The organism is Aeromonas sp. QDB68, from assembly GCF_027707405.1.
GTDB lineage: Bacteria > Pseudomonadota > Gammaproteobacteria > Enterobacterales > Aeromonadaceae > Aeromonas > Aeromonas caviae.
This window is the reverse complement of sequence record NZ_JAPCIQ010000005.1, coordinates 75,903-89,425: the sequence shown is the minus strand read 5'-3', so window position 1 is coordinate 89,425 and position 13,523 is coordinate 75,903. Positions and strand designations below refer to the sequence as shown.

At 63.8% G+C, this 13,523-nt stretch carries 11 protein-coding genes; 8 read left to right on the top strand and 3 right to left on the bottom strand.

Features of this window, described 5'->3' with window-relative positions:
* Positions 1 to 48: 48 nt before the first annotated feature.
* Positions 49 to 1,566 (bottom strand): YifB family Mg chelatase-like AAA ATPase, encoded by a 1,518-nt coding sequence (locus tag PG892_RS03180; RefSeq protein WP_049636079.1) that lies wholly within the window; start codon positions 1,564 to 1,566, stop codon positions 49 to 51.
* A 384-nt stretch (positions 1,567 to 1,950) separates the two neighbouring features.
* Here PG892_RS03180 and ilvG point away from each other — a divergent pair, with 384 nt between their 5' ends.
* The 6 genes from ilvG (at position 1,951) to ompA (ending at position 9,772) form a co-directional block, all read left to right on the top strand.
* On the top strand, positions 1,951 to 3,597 hold the full coding sequence (gene ilvG / locus PG892_RS03175) for an acetolactate synthase 2 catalytic subunit (protein WP_039039681.1): 1,647 nt from the start codon (positions 1,951 to 1,953) through the stop codon (positions 3,595 to 3,597).
* On the top strand, positions 3,594 to 3,851 hold the full coding sequence (gene ilvM, locus PG892_RS03170) for an acetolactate synthase 2 small subunit (RefSeq protein WP_010676086.1): 258 nt from the start codon (positions 3,594 to 3,596) through the stop codon (positions 3,849 to 3,851). The genes ilvG and ilvM overlap by 4 nt, the downstream gene beginning before the upstream one ends.
* 12 nt (positions 3,852 to 3,863) lie before the next feature.
* Complete coding sequence (locus PG892_RS03165) at positions 3,864 to 4,808, top strand: branched-chain amino acid transaminase (protein ID WP_039039680.1); 945 nt, start codon at positions 3,864 to 3,866, stop codon at positions 4,806 to 4,808.
* Positions 4,809 to 4,954: 146 nt separating this feature from the next.
* Entirely contained in the window at positions 4,955 to 6,796 is a 1,842-nt protein-coding gene (ilvD, locus tag PG892_RS03160) for a dihydroxy-acid dehydratase (RefSeq protein ID WP_143236907.1), read from the top strand.
* Between the two features lie 64 nt (positions 6,797 to 6,860).
* Positions 6,861 to 8,393 (top strand): threonine ammonia-lyase, biosynthetic, encoded by a 1,533-nt coding sequence (gene ilvA, locus PG892_RS03155; protein ID WP_069652401.1) that lies wholly within the window; start codon positions 6,861 to 6,863, stop codon positions 8,391 to 8,393.
* Between the two features lie 248 nt (positions 8,394 to 8,641).
* The gene (gene ompA / locus PG892_RS03150; protein WP_048209598.1) at positions 8,642 to 9,772 is read left to right on the top strand and encodes a porin OmpA; all 1,131 of its coding nucleotides are present in this window, start codon (positions 8,642 to 8,644) and stop codon (positions 9,770 to 9,772) included.
* A 52-nt stretch (positions 9,773 to 9,824) separates the two neighbouring features.
* On the opposite strand, the gene PG892_RS03145 is transcribed toward ompA, so the two are convergent.
* Positions 9,825 to 10,283, bottom strand: coding sequence for an HPP family protein (locus PG892_RS03145; protein WP_419465387.1), 459 nt, complete (start codon positions 10,281 to 10,283; stop codon positions 9,825 to 9,827).
* An 86-nt stretch (positions 10,284 to 10,369) separates the two neighbouring features.
* On the opposite strand from PG892_RS03145, the gene PG892_RS03140 reads away from it, so the two are divergent.
* Positions 10,370 to 10,909, top strand: a complete 540-nt coding sequence (locus PG892_RS03140) for a TetR/AcrR family transcriptional regulator (protein WP_043153422.1) — start codon at positions 10,370 to 10,372, stop codon at positions 10,907 to 10,909.
* Here the strand turns inward: PG892_RS03140 and priA are convergent.
* A complete protein-coding gene (gene priA / locus PG892_RS03135; protein WP_270825110.1) occupies positions 10,906 to 13,113 on the bottom strand; it encodes a primosomal protein N' in 2,208 nt (735 codons plus the stop codon). The genes PG892_RS03140 and priA overlap by 4 nt on opposite strands.
* Positions 13,114 to 13,260: 147 nt before the next feature.
* Here priA and rpmE point away from each other — a divergent pair, with 147 nt between their 5' ends.
* Entirely contained in the window at positions 13,261 to 13,476 is a 216-nt protein-coding gene (rpmE, locus tag PG892_RS03130; RefSeq protein ID WP_010676078.1) for a 50S ribosomal protein L31, read from the top strand.
* The last annotated feature ends 47 nt before the right edge of the window (positions 13,477 to 13,523 follow it).

Sequence of the window (13,523 nt, the reverse complement as noted above, 5' to 3'; positions counted from 1 at the left end):
TGGTGGCGCCCTTTCCGGGTCGGGAGGTGGCTGCTGCCGTTCCCCCGCTCACTGGCCCCCGCGCAGCCGTGACAACAGCCTGTCCATGGCACGATAGCCCAGGGCTTCGATCAGATGCGCTCTCTCGATGGTGGCGTGTCCCGCCAGATCGGCGATGGTGCGCGATACCCGCAGGATGCGGTGCCAGGCCCGGATGCTGAGCCCCAGCTTCTGGATGGCACCCTCCAGAAACTCGGCATCCTGTGGCGATAATCTGCAAACATCTTCGATTTCACGACTATCCAGCAGGTTGTTGAGTTTTCCGCTGCGACTCAGCATGCGCTCTCGCGCCCCCAGCACCCGTTCGCGTATCTGCTGGCTCGATTCCCCCCGCTCCACCTTGCCGGTCAGGCTCCCCCTGGGCAAGAGCGGGACCTCTACCGTCAGATCGAACCGATCGAGAAAGGGGCCGGAGAGCTTGCCCAGATAGCGCAGGATCTGATCCGGGCTGGAGCGGGTCTGGCCGTCGCCATAATGGCCGCAGGGGCTGGGATTCATGGCACCCACCAGCTGGAAGCGGGCGGGAAAATCCACCTGGCGGGCGGCGCGACTGATGGTAATGTGCCCGGTCTCCAGCGGCTCGCGCAGGGAGTCGAGCACCTTGCGCTCGAACTCCGGCAGTTCATCCAGAAACAGTACCCCGTTGTGGGCGAGGGAAATTTCGCCAGGCCTGGGATGGGTACCCCCGCCCACCAGCGCCACTGCCGAGGCGCTGTGATGGGGCGTACGATACGGCCTGTGGTGCCAGTGGCCGGCGCGGGGGGTGAGGCCGCCGATGGAGTGGATGGCTGCGGTCTGCTGCGCCTCCTGTTCGCTCAGCGGTGGCAGAATGCCGGGCAGACGGCTGGCCAACATGCTCTTGCCGGTGCCGGGGGGGCCGATGAACAACAGGTTGTGGCTGCCAGCTGCGGCGATCTCCAGCGCCCGCTTCGCCTGGGACTGACCGATCACGTCCTGCAGATCCGGCACGTCGGGCAGGGTCTCCGCGCTCTGGGGTTCCGGCAGTGGCAGTTCGTACTGGCCCGCCAGCCAGGCGGTGACCGCCAGCAGCTGGTGGGCGGTGCGCACCTCGGCATCCTGTATGAGGGAAGCCTCCGGACCGTTCTCCCGTGGGACCAGTAGGGTGCGCCCCGCGTCGCGGCAGGCGAGCACCGAGGGGAGCACCCCAAGCACGGGGCGGATCTCGCCCGTCAGGGCCAATTCCCCTAAAAATTCGTGATCGAGTAGGTACTTTGCGGGTATCTGCTTGGAAGCAGCGAGAATGCCGATGGCGATGGCCAGATCGAAACGGCCCCCCTCCTTGGGCAGATCTGCAGGGGCCAGGTTGACCGTGATGTGCTTGGCCGGAAATTCGAAATTGCCGTTGAGCAGGGCACTGCGCACCCGATCCCGCGACTCCTTCACCGAGGTTTCCGGCAACCCCACCATGTTGAAGGCGGGCAGGCCGTTGGAGAGGTGCACCTCCACCGTGACTTGCGGCGCCGCTATCCCCAGGCTGGCACGGCTATAAACAACAGCTAATGACATAAATACCGTCCTTGGTTTGATGTATATGCTGGTTAACCGTTTTTTATTAGTTTTTTGTTCCAGTTGTCAGGTTTCAGAGCAGTTAAAATCAGAGTCTTGTCAGGTAAAAAGTGCTTGCCTAATAAAAATCACCGTGCTAGTTCTAATAGTCATTCGCGGCAAGCTCCGCTCCCATTTCACAGGATTTCCGGTTGTAACTATGAACATGGCCTCCCGTTTCGTCAGCATTATTGTGGTCCTAGTGGTGATTATTATCTCACCGCTCGGGGCTCGTTTGGCTGCACGGAACAAGGGATAGACCCACCACCGGACAGAACGAAACAAGCGACCCCCGAGCCTCACGGCCCGGGGGTTTTTTTTCGACCAAAGGACAGGATTTTCCACATGAACGGCGCGCAGTTTTTGGTACAGGCTCTCAAAAAACAGGGGGTGACCCAGGTGTTTGGTTACCCGGGCGGGGCCATCATGCCGGTCTATGACGCCCTGTATGACGGTGGCCTGGCCCATCAGCTCTGCCGCCACGAGCAGGGTGCCGCCATGGCTGCGGTGGGTTATGCCCGCGCTTCCGGTCAGGTGGGGGTCTGCATCGCCACCTCTGGCCCCGGCGCCACCAACCTGGTCACCGGCCTCGCGGAGGCACTGCTCGATTCGGTACCGCTGGTGGCCATCAGCGGCCAGGTGCCCTGCGCCGCCGTCGGTACCGATGCCTTTCAGGAAGTGGACGTGCTCGGCATGTCCCTTTCCTGCACCAAGCACTCCTTCATGGTGACTGACCCGGCGGATCTGGGACGGGTCATTGCCGAAGCCTTCGCCATCGCCACCGAAGGGCGTCCGGGTCCCGTGCTCATCGACCTGCCCAAGGATGTGCAGCTGGCCGCCGTTCCTTCTCAAAGCCCGCTGTTTGCCGTGGAGGAACCCGAGCCCCTGAATCCGGCCGAGCTGACGGTCGCCCGCACCCTGCTGGCCGGTGCCGAGCGTCCGGTACTCTACGTCGGTGGTGGGGTGGGCATGGCCAATGCCGAGCAGCAGCTGCGCGACTTTGCCGCCACCACGGGGATGCCGGCGGTCACCACCCTCAAGGGGATAGGTGCCCTCGACCCCGACAGCCCCGTTTATCTGGGCATGCTCGGCATGCACGGTACCAAGGCCGCCAACCTGGCGGTACAGCAGTGCGATCTGCTGGTGGTAGTAGGCGCCCGTTTCGATGATCGGGTGACCGGCAAGCTGGAGGAGTTCGCCCCCGAGGCGAAGGTGATCCACCTGGATGTGGACGCCGCCGAGTTCGGCAAGCGCCGCGCCGCCGATGTGGGGATCACCACGGATCTCAAGCGTGTGCTGCCCGCCCTGGCGATGACGCTGACCCTCGACCCCTGGCGCGAGCACTGCGCCACCATGGCTCGGGAATACGCCTTCCGCTACGACCATCCGGGTCAGGCCATCTACGCCCCGGCCCTGCTCAAAGAGCTTTCAAGCCAGCTACCTGACACCAGCGTGGTGGCCTGCGACGTGGGTCAGCACCAGATGTGGGTGGCCCAGCACATGCGTTTCACCAGCCCGCGCAACCACCTCTCCAGTGCCGGCCTCGGCACCATGGGCTTCGGCCTGCCCGCCGCCATCGGCGCCAAGATGTCGCGCCCCGATGACGAGGTGGTGCTGGTGAGCGGCGACGGCTCCTTCATGATGAACGTGCAGGAGCTCGGCACCATCCGCCGGGCCCGGCTCAAGGTGAAGATGGTGCTGCTGGACAACCAGCGCCTCGGCATGGTGCGCCAATGGCAGGAGCTGTTCTTCGACGGTCGCTACAGCGAGACCAATCTGTCCGACAACCCCGATTTCGTCGCCCTGGCCGCTGCCTTCGGCATTCCCGGCGAGACCATCACATGCAAGGAAGAGATAGGTCCGGCACTGGATCGCCTGCTGGCGAGCGAGAGTGCCTATCTGCTGCATGTGGCTATTTCAGAGGAAGAAAATGTCTGGCCCCTGGTTCCGCCAGGAGTCGCCAACCACAAGATGATGGAGCAACGCCCATGAACCAGCTCAATACCAGCACCCTGGAAATCCATGCCCAACCCAGACCCGAAGTGATGGAACGGGTGCTGCGGGTGGTCCGTCACCGCGGTTTCAATCTCTGCGCCCTCAACATGGAGCAGGATTGCCAACAGCTGCGGATCACGGTTACTGTCGAATCGGTACGTCCCATCCAGCAGTTGTGGAGCCAGCTGGTGAAGCTGGTGGATGTCTCCCGGGTCGATGCACTGGAACAGCAACCCCGGATCAGAGCTTAAGGAGCCAAGCCAATGTCACAGCCTTCCCAATCCGCCGCCCACCCCCAATACATCTGGTTCAACGGCAAGCTGGTCCCCTGGCAGGATGCCCAGGTGCATGTCATGAGCCATGCCCTGCACTACGGCTCCTCGGTGTTCGAGGGGGTGCGGGCCTATGACACTCCCAAGGGGACCTGCATCTTCCGCCTGCAGGAGCACACCCGCCGCCTGTTCGACTCCGCCAAGATCTACTGGATGGACGTCCCCTACAGCGAGTCTGAGGTGAATGAAGCCTGCCGCACCGTGGTGCGCGAGAACGGCCTGAAGAGCGGCTACCTGCGCCCGCTGGCCTTTGTCGGCAACGTGGGGCTGGGGCTGCATCCGCCGCTGGATGCCAAGGCCGACCTCATGGTCGCGGCCCTGCCCTGGGGCGCCTACCTCGGTGAAGAGGGGTTGAAAAACGGAGTGGATGTGTGCGTCACCTCCTGGAACCGGCTCGCTCCCAACACCATCCCGACCGGTGCCAAGGCGGGGGGCAACTATCTCTCTTCCCAGCTCATCAGCCGCGAGGCCAAGCGCAACGGCTTCGCCGAGGGGCTGGCGCTGGATGTGAACGGCTATCTGAGCGAAGGGGCGGGGGAGAACCTGTTTCTGGTGAAGAACGGCGTGCTGTTCACCCCGCCCGCCACCGCCGCCATCCTGCCCGGCATCACCCGCGACACCATCATGACGCTGGCGCGCGACTTGGGTTACGAGGTACGCGAGCAGGCGCTGCCCCGTGAAGCGCTGTACGTCGCAGACGAAATCTTCATGACCGGCACCGCCGCCGAGGTGACCCCGGTGCGCTCGGTGGATCGGATGAAGGTGGGCGCCGGTTGCCGTGGCCCGGTGACCGAGCAGTTGCAGAACGCCTTCTTCGGCCTGTTCAACGGCAAGACCGAAGACAAGTGGGGCTGGCTGACGCCGGTCAACGACTGATGATAGCGGGGAGGCGTCACGCCTCCCCGAGTCGCTTCCGGTGAAGGCTCCCCGAGGTGCCTTCACCAGGATCGATTCCCGATCCGCGAATCACACATTCATGTTGAAAGACAATGCGCCCCAGGGGCATTCAGGGAGTAGAGACAATGCCGAAGTTGAGATCCGCCACCACCACCCACGGACGTAACATGGCCGGGGCCCGCGCCCTCTGGCGTGCCACCGGCATGACAGATCAGGATTTCGGCAAGCCCATCATCGCCGTGGTCAACTCCTTCACCCAGTTCGTGCCCGGTCACGTGCACCTCAAGGATCTCGGCCAGCTGGTGGCCCGGGAGATCGAGGCCGCCGGCGGCGTCGCCAAGGAGTTCAACACCATCGCCGTGGATGACGGCATCGCCATGGGCCACGGCGGCATGCTCTATTCCCTGCCGTCCCGGGAGCTCATCGCCGATTCCGTGGAGTACATGGTCAACGCCCACTGCGCCGACGCCATGGTCTGCATCTCCAACTGCGACAAGATCACCCCGGGGATGCTGATGGCTGCCCTGCGCATCAACATCCCGGTGATCTTCGTCTCCGGCGGCCCCATGGAAGCGGGCAAGACCAAGCTTTCCGACCAGATCATCAAGCTGGATCTGGTGGACGCCATGATCCAGGGCGCCGACCCCAAGGTCTCCGATGCACAGAGCGATCAGATCGAGCGCAGCGCCTGCCCCACCTGCGGCTCCTGCTCCGGCATGTTCACCGCCAACTCCATGAACTGCCTGACCGAGGCACTGGGTCTCTCCCAGCCGGGCAATGGCTCCCTGCTGGCGACCCACGCCGATCGCGAGCAGCTGTTCAAGCTGGCGGGCCAGCGTATCGTCACTCTGGCCAAGCGCTGGTATGAGCAGGACGATGCCTCGGCACTGCCGCGCAACATCGCCACCAAGGCGGCGTTCGAGAACGCCATGGCGCTCGACATCGCCATGGGCGGCTCCACCAACACCGTGCTGCACCTGCTGGCGGCAGCCCAGGAGGCGGGTGTCGACTTCACCATGGCCGACATCGACCGCATGTCCCGCAAGGTGCCCCAGCTCTGCAAGGTGGCGCCTTCCACCCAGAAGTACCACATGGAAGACGTGCACCGCGCCGGCGGCGTGGTCGCCATCCTGGGTCAGCTGGAAAAAGCGGGCCTGGTGCACGGGGATACCCGCAACGTGCTGGGCTCCTCCCTGGTGGAGCTGCTGGCCGAATATGACGTCAGCCGCAGCAATGACAAGGGGGTTCACGACTTCTACCGTGCAGGTCCTGCCGGCATCCGTACCACCAAGGCGTTCAGTCAGGATTGCCGCTGGCCCGAGCTGGATCTGGACCGCGCCGAGGGGTGCATCCGCTCCTTCGAGCACGCCTACAGCCAGGAAGGTGGCCTGGCGGTCCTCGCTGGCAACCTCGCCCTCAACGGGGCCATCGTCAAGACCGCCGGGGTGGACGAGGAGAACCTCACCTTCCGCGGCCCGGCCCGGGTATTCGAGAGCCAGGAGAGCGCGGTGAGCGGCATTCTGGACGGCACGGTGAAAGCCGGTGAAGTGGTGGTGATCCGCTACGAGGGCCCGAAAGGGGGCCCCGGCATGCAGGAGATGCTCTATCCCACCACCTATCTCAAGTCCATGGGATTGGGCAAGGCATGCGCCCTCATCACCGACGGTCGCTTCTCCGGCGGTACCTCGGGTCTCTCCATCGGCCACGTCTCCCCGGAGGCGGCCTCCGGTGGCACTATCGGTCTGGTGGAGGATGGCGACATCATCAACATCGACATCCCGGCCCGCAGCATGGTGCTGGAGGTGGCAGACAGCGTGCTGGCTGCTCGTCGCGCCGCCGTCTCTGCCCGTGGCTGGAAGCCGGTCGATCGTCAGCGCGAGGTTTCCTTTGCCTTGCGTGCCTACGCCATGTTCGCCACCAGCGCCGACAAGGGCGCGGTGCGCGATCGCACCCTGCTGGGGGAGTGAGAGAATGAACTGTCATGATATGGGCGCATTGCGCGCCCTTCGCCACGAGACGGGGGTATAAACCATGGTCTCTGCGGCGGATTATCTACGCAAGGTACTGCTCTCCCCCGTCTACGAGGCGGCGCGGGTCACCCCTTTGCAAACCCTGAAGAAACTCTCCGAGCGGCTTGGCAATCACGTCAGCCTGAAGCGGGAGGATCTGCAACCGGTTCACTCCTTCAAGCTGCGCGGCGCCTACCACAAGATCGCCACCCTGACCCAGGAGCAGAAAGAACGCGGCGTCATCGCCGCCTCCGCCGGCAACCACGCCCAGGGGGTCGCCCTGTCGGCCGCCAAGCTCGGCATCAAGGCGATCATCGTGATGCCCAAGACCACGCCGGACATCAAGATCGACGCGGTGCGCCGTCAGGGCGGCAACGTCATGCTGTTTGGCAACAGCTTCGATGAGGCCTACGGCGAGAGCCGCCGACTCGCCGAGTTGGAGGGCTACACCCTGATCCCGCCGTTCGACGACGTCGAGGTGATCGCGGGCCAGGGCACCATCGGCAAGGAGCTACTGGAGCAGGATACCCACCTCACCCACGTCTTCGTGCCGGTGGGCGGCGGCGGCCTGGCCGCCGGGGTGGCGGTCTACATCAAGCAACTGCTGCCGGATGTGAAGGTGATCGGGGTGGAGGCGGAGGGGTCCGCCTGCCTCAAGGCCGCGCTGGCGGCCGGCGAGCCGGTCAACCTGGAACGGGTCTCCCTGTTTGCGGACGGGGTGGCGGTCAAGCGTATCGGCACCGAGACCTTCCGCCTGTGCAACCAGTATCTGGACGAGGTGGTGACCGTCTCCAACGACCAGATTTGCGCCGCGCTCAAAGACATCTTCGACGACTGCCGCGCCATCGCCGAGCCGTCGGGGGCCTTGTCCCTGGCAGGCCTCAAAGCGTACAGCGAGCGAGAGCAGGTGAAAGGGGGGCGGATGGCGGCCATTCTGTCCGGCGCCAACGTGAACTTCCACAGCCTGCGTTACGTGTCGGAGCGCTGCGAGATCGGTGAGAAGCGCGAGGGCATGCTGGCGGTGACCATCCCCGAGCGCAAGGGGGCCTTCCTCGACTTCTGTCGTCAGCTGGGGCCGCGCATGGTGACCGAATTCAACTATCGCTATGCGGATGCCGAGCAGGCGTCGCTGTTCGTTTCGGTGCGCCTCACCGGCGGTGACGAGGAGCTGGGCCAGATCATCGATCAGCTCGGCGGCAACGGTTATCCGGTGGTCAACATGACCGAGAGCGAGCTGGCCAAGAACCACGTGCGTTACATGATTGGCGGCCGCCCGGCCCGGCCCCTCGGTGAGCGTCTCTACAGCTTCAAGTTCCCGGAGCAGCCGGGGGCCCTGATGCGCTTCCTCGAGACCCTGGGCTGTCGCTGGAACATCAGCCTGTTCCACTACCGCAACCACGGCGCCGACTACGGACGGGTGCTCTGCGCCTTCGAGCTGCCGGACGAGGACGTGGCGGCTTTCCACGACTACCTGCACGAGATTGGCTACGGCTGGAAAGAGGTGAGCGAGGATCCCGCCTACCGCTTGTTCCTGGCGAGCCAGGGCAGTCAGTGAGCGGGGAGCCATCCCCTTGCCAGATGAAAAACGAAGAGCGCGGCTCTTCGTTTTTTTATGGGCAACGCGCCGGCCCCCATGATTGGGGGCACGGTGGCTGATAATGTCGCCAATATCACACTCCTGAGTCCCTGGTCGTTTGAGGCTGGTTGCAGATGGGATAATCTGAATGCGGGGCTTGGGTTCAGGGCCCCGTCAGGGAAGAGAGACGCAGCAGCGTCATAACAATTCATTGCAGGGGCTCATCCATGAACAGATCTATGCTCGCCGTCCTGATCGGCGCTTTGATGGCAACAGGGACGGTGCAGGCTGCCGCCCAGGACAACACTTGGTATGTCGGCGGCAAGGCCGGCTGGTCAAATTATTACGGGGTGGATTACAACGCTCAGGTCGAAGAGCTGTTCGATGCGACCAAGGTGAACGAGAACAGCGATGATCTCGGTCTGGGGCTGTTTGCCGGTTATCAGGTGAACAGAAACGTGGCGGTTGAGCTCGGCTATGACTGGCTCGGCAAGTATCAGGTGGACAAGCACTACTCGGGCAACGGGGTTGATTTCGCACTCGATGGCGAGGCCAAGGCCCAGATGGTGCAGGCCACCATGAAGATCATCCTGCCTGCAACCTCGGCTCTGGATATCTACGGCCGTCTCGGGGGGGCCTATGCCTGGACCGAGAGCTCACTCAACGTCAGGGCCAGCGATGGCACCAGCAGCCTCTCCGAATCCCATGAGGGCAACAAATATCATGGTGCAGCCTTTGTCGGGGCGCTGGGGGTCGAATACGCCATCGACAAGGATTGGGCCGCCCGCCTCGAATACCAGTACACCACCCCCCTTGGCAAGACTTCCCTCGACGAGTCAGGCATCGAGATGGACAACGGCCTGCTGTCGGTCGGCATGCTCTATCGCTTCGGCCAGATCGGCGACGAGCCGGTGGCACCAACGCCTGCGCCCGAACCTGCGCCCGCCCCGGCCCCCGTGCTGGTGGAGAAGCAGTTCAGCCTGGATTCCGATGTGCTGTTCGAGTTCAACAAGGCGACCCTGAAGCCGGCCGCCAGTCAGGCCCTCGACAACCTGTTTGCCCAGATCCTGGCGGCCAATCCGAAAGACGGGGTGGCGACGGTGATCGGTCATACCGACCGCATCGGCTCGGAGGCCTACAACCAGTCCCTCTCCGAACAGCGTGCCCGCACGGTGGCGGATTATCTCATCGCCAAGGGATTGTTTGCCGACAAGGTGCGTGCCGAAGGGCGGGGAGAGTCTTCGCCCGTGACCGGGGGCAGCTGCCCGGATGGCGCCAAGGCGCAGATGATCGCCTGCCTGGCCCCGGATCGCCGGGTCGAGGTGCGCCTGACCGGGGTCTCCCAGGTCGCCGAATAAGCCATCTTTGCCTTGCTATTAAACAACGAGGGGGCCTTGGCCCCCTCGTTGTTTATGTGGGTGTGAGCCGTGACGTTTGCAGCCGCCTGGCGCAATGGCTCACCATGATCAGCAGCAAGGCGCCGGGCAGCACTGTTTGCCAGAGGAAAGGCCAGGACTGGGTGGTGAGCAGGATCAACAGTGGATTGGCTCCGGCAGGGGGGTGGATCAGCCCCAGTCCCTGCATGAGTGCAATGGACAGGCCCACACCCAGCGCCAGCTTGAGCTCCATCGGTAGCGGGAGCAATTGCACCACCAACCCCACGGTGGCCGATAACAGGTGGCCTCCCAGCACGTTCAGCGGACGGGCCAGCGGACTGTCCGGCAGTGAGAAGAGCAGCACACAGCTTGCCCCGAACGGTGCCATCAACAGGGTCGACTGCCAGCTCATGTCCAGCCAGCCGAGCAACATTATGGCCAGGCAGGCACCGAGCCCTGCCAGCCAGGCACTTCGCCATCGTCTTGTTTCCATTTCCTGTCTCCTGTCTGTGCCGGATCACTTGATCCAGCCTGCGACATTAGGTAGACAGATCGGTGTACTTCAAGAGGAAAGTCACCATGAGCGAAAAACGGCAACAGCTGATGACGACAGCCTATCGGCTGTTCAATCGTCACGGCTTTCACGCCACCGGCATCGATCGCATCTGGGCCGAGGCGGGCAGTACCAAACGCACCCTCTATCGCCACTTCCCCACCAAGGATGCCTTGATCGAAGCGGTGCTGATGGCACGGGATGCGGAGTTCTTTGCCCTGCTTGATGCCAGGATGGATGGGGTGTCGGGACGGGAGGCCAGGTTGCTGGCGCTGCTCGATGGCTTTGCGGACTGGTTTGGCCGCAGCGACTTCTACGGCTGCAACTTCATCAACGCGAGCGCCGAGTTCTCCGATCCTCGCCACCCGGTACGCAAGCTGGTGGTGGCCCACAAGCGGGCGTTGCTGAACTGGGTCAGGGAGGCCCTCGAATGCACCGAGGTGCAGGCCACCGGATTATGCCTGCTGTTGGAAGGGGCCGTGGTGATGGCCCACAGCTATCAGCAGCCCCTGGCTCTGGAACAGGCCAGGGTGTTGGCGGAGGCCGTGCTGGCAGAGCCGCGCTAGTTCAGTTCCGTGGGGTCGATATCCAGACTCCAGCGCACCCGCTTGGTCTCGGGCCACCCCTCCAGCTCCTTCACTGCCCAGTCGAGCAACTGGGCCAGCGGTGCCCGGCTGGGCCCCTGCACCAGCAGCTGCATGCGAAACTTGCCCGCCTTGCGCTCCATGAAGCCGCTGATGGGCCCCAGCACCTGCACCTGGGGATAGCGGGCGCTGCGCAGGGTATCGGCGAGACGACTGAGGAACAGCTGTACCTCGTCGCGGCCGTTGGCCTCGGCCCGGAACAGTCCCTGATGGCTGAACGGTGGCAGCCCCAGCAGGCGGCGCTCTTTCAGCGCCGTGTCGGCGAAGTGGCCATAGCCGTTCTGGGTCAGATCCTGCAGTAGGGCGTGTTCGGGATGGTGGCTCTGCAGCACCACCAGCCCCGGTTTGCTGGCGCGACCAGCCCGGCCCGCCACCTGGGTGTAGAGCTGGGCCAGCTTCTCGGCGGCGCGAAAATCGGCGCTGAACAGGGCGCCATCCACGTCCAGCAGGCCCACTAGCGTCACGTCCGGGAAGTGGTGGCCCTTGGCCAGCATCTGGGTGCCGATCAGGATCTTGTACTTGCCCGCCTTGATGTCGCCGAGGTGGGTCTCCAGCTCCCCCTTGCGGCGGGTGTTGTCCCGGTCGATGCGCACCACCGGATATTGCGGGAACACGGTGCCAAGCAGTTGCTCCAGCTGCTCTGTGCCGACCCCGGAGCCGATGAGCTCGCTGCTGCCGCACTCTGGGCAGTGGTGGGGCAGCGGACGCACGCTGTCGCAGTGGTGGCAGTGCAGCCGCCGCCCGGCCTGGTGCCAGGTGTACCAGGCGTCACAGCGCTCGCAGGCGGCACTCCAGCCGCACTGGTGGCAGATAAGAGCCGGGGCATAGCCACGACGGTTGAGAAACAGCATCACCTGGTTGCCCGCCGCCAGGTGCTTGGCCATCAGCTGTTCCAGCTGGGGGGAGAGCCCCGCCTGCAGCCGCACGTTCTTGATGTCGAGGATCACCTGGCGAGCGGTCTGGGCGTTTCCAGCGCGGCGAGTGAGCGTGAGGTGGTGATACTTGCCGCTGCGGGCGTTGTGCAATGTCTCCAGCGACGGGGTGGCAGATCCAAGCAGGATGGGAATGCCGGCGCGATGGGCCCGCATCACCGCCAGATCCCGCGCGTGGTAGCGAAAGCCGTCCTGTTGCTTGAAGGAGCCGTCGTGCTCCTCGTCGATGATAATGATGCCGAGGTCCTTGAACGGCGTGAACACCGCGGATCGGGTGCCGATCAGAATGGCGGCACCGCCGTCGCGGCAGGCCAGCCAGGCATCGAGCCGCTCCCTGTCGTTCATGGCGGAGTTCATCGCCACCACGGGCACGTTGAAGCGGCGGCGGAAGCGGTTGATGGTCTGGGGGGTGAGGCCGATTTCCGGCACCATCACCAGCGCCTGCTTGCCCGCCTTGAGCAGGGGCTCGAGGATGCTGAGGTAAACCTCGGTCTTGCCGGAGCCCGTGATGCCGTCCAGCAGGAAGGCACCGAACTTGTTGCTCTGGCTGGTGACGGCGGCGACCGCCAGCGCCTGCTCGCCGTTGAGGCGCAGCCCCTCACCCGGCTCGAAGTGGGTGGCCCAGTCGCCATCATGGCTCGGCTCCAGCGAGCGCTTCTCCAGCAGTCCCTTCTTCTCCAGCGCGGTGAGGGCTGCGCTCTGGATCTCCTCCTGTTTGAGGGCGGAGGGGGTCTGCGGCCCCTTGCGCAGCAAGGCGAGGGCCTGCTGCTGCTTGGCCGCCCGCTTGAGCTCGTTGAGGTCGATGGCCATGCCCGCATCGGTGGCAAACCAGAACTCCAGCTCCCGATAGGCGGCGGGCTCCCCCTTGCGCACCAGCACCGGCAGGGCGTGGGGCAGTACCTCCCCCAACGGGTGCTGGTAGTAACCGGCGCTCCAGGCCATCAGCGCCAGAATGTCGGGCCCCAGCACGGGGGCGCTGTCGAGCACCCTCTTCAAGGGCTTTAATTTGTTGCGGGGGACCTGGCTCTCGGTCGGGTGATCCACCACCAGACCGACCAGGGTCTGCGGGCCGAACGGGATCTCGACCCGGCAACCGGGGGCAGGCAAGGGCAGAGGAGAGAGATAGTCGAAATGACGGCGTAACGGCACCGGCACAGCCACACGAACCAGATCCAGCGTTTGGGAAGAATTCACCAGGGGTTGCCTATTTTTTCTGCGAAGCCACTTGCCTGATCTCAGGCGTTTCCTATATTATTCGCAGCCTTTGAAACTGTGTTCAACAATCGTGTGGTGTCCGACAAGAGATCGGATGGCGACACGGCCTGATAATTGAGGTTGTCCATGAAAGCTGGTATCCATCCTGACTACGTAGCCATCACCGCCAAGTGCTCTTGCGGTAACGTCATCAACACCTTCTCTACCATCGGTAAAGATCTGAACCTGGACGTGTGCTCCGAGTGCCACCCGTTCTACACCGGCAAGCAGAAAGAAGTTTCTAGCGGCGGCCGCGTAGACAAGTTCAACAAGCGTTTCGGTGGCTTGACCTCCAAGAAGTAATCTTGCTTCTGAAGAATTCTGAAAAAGGCGCCCATCGGGTGCCTTTT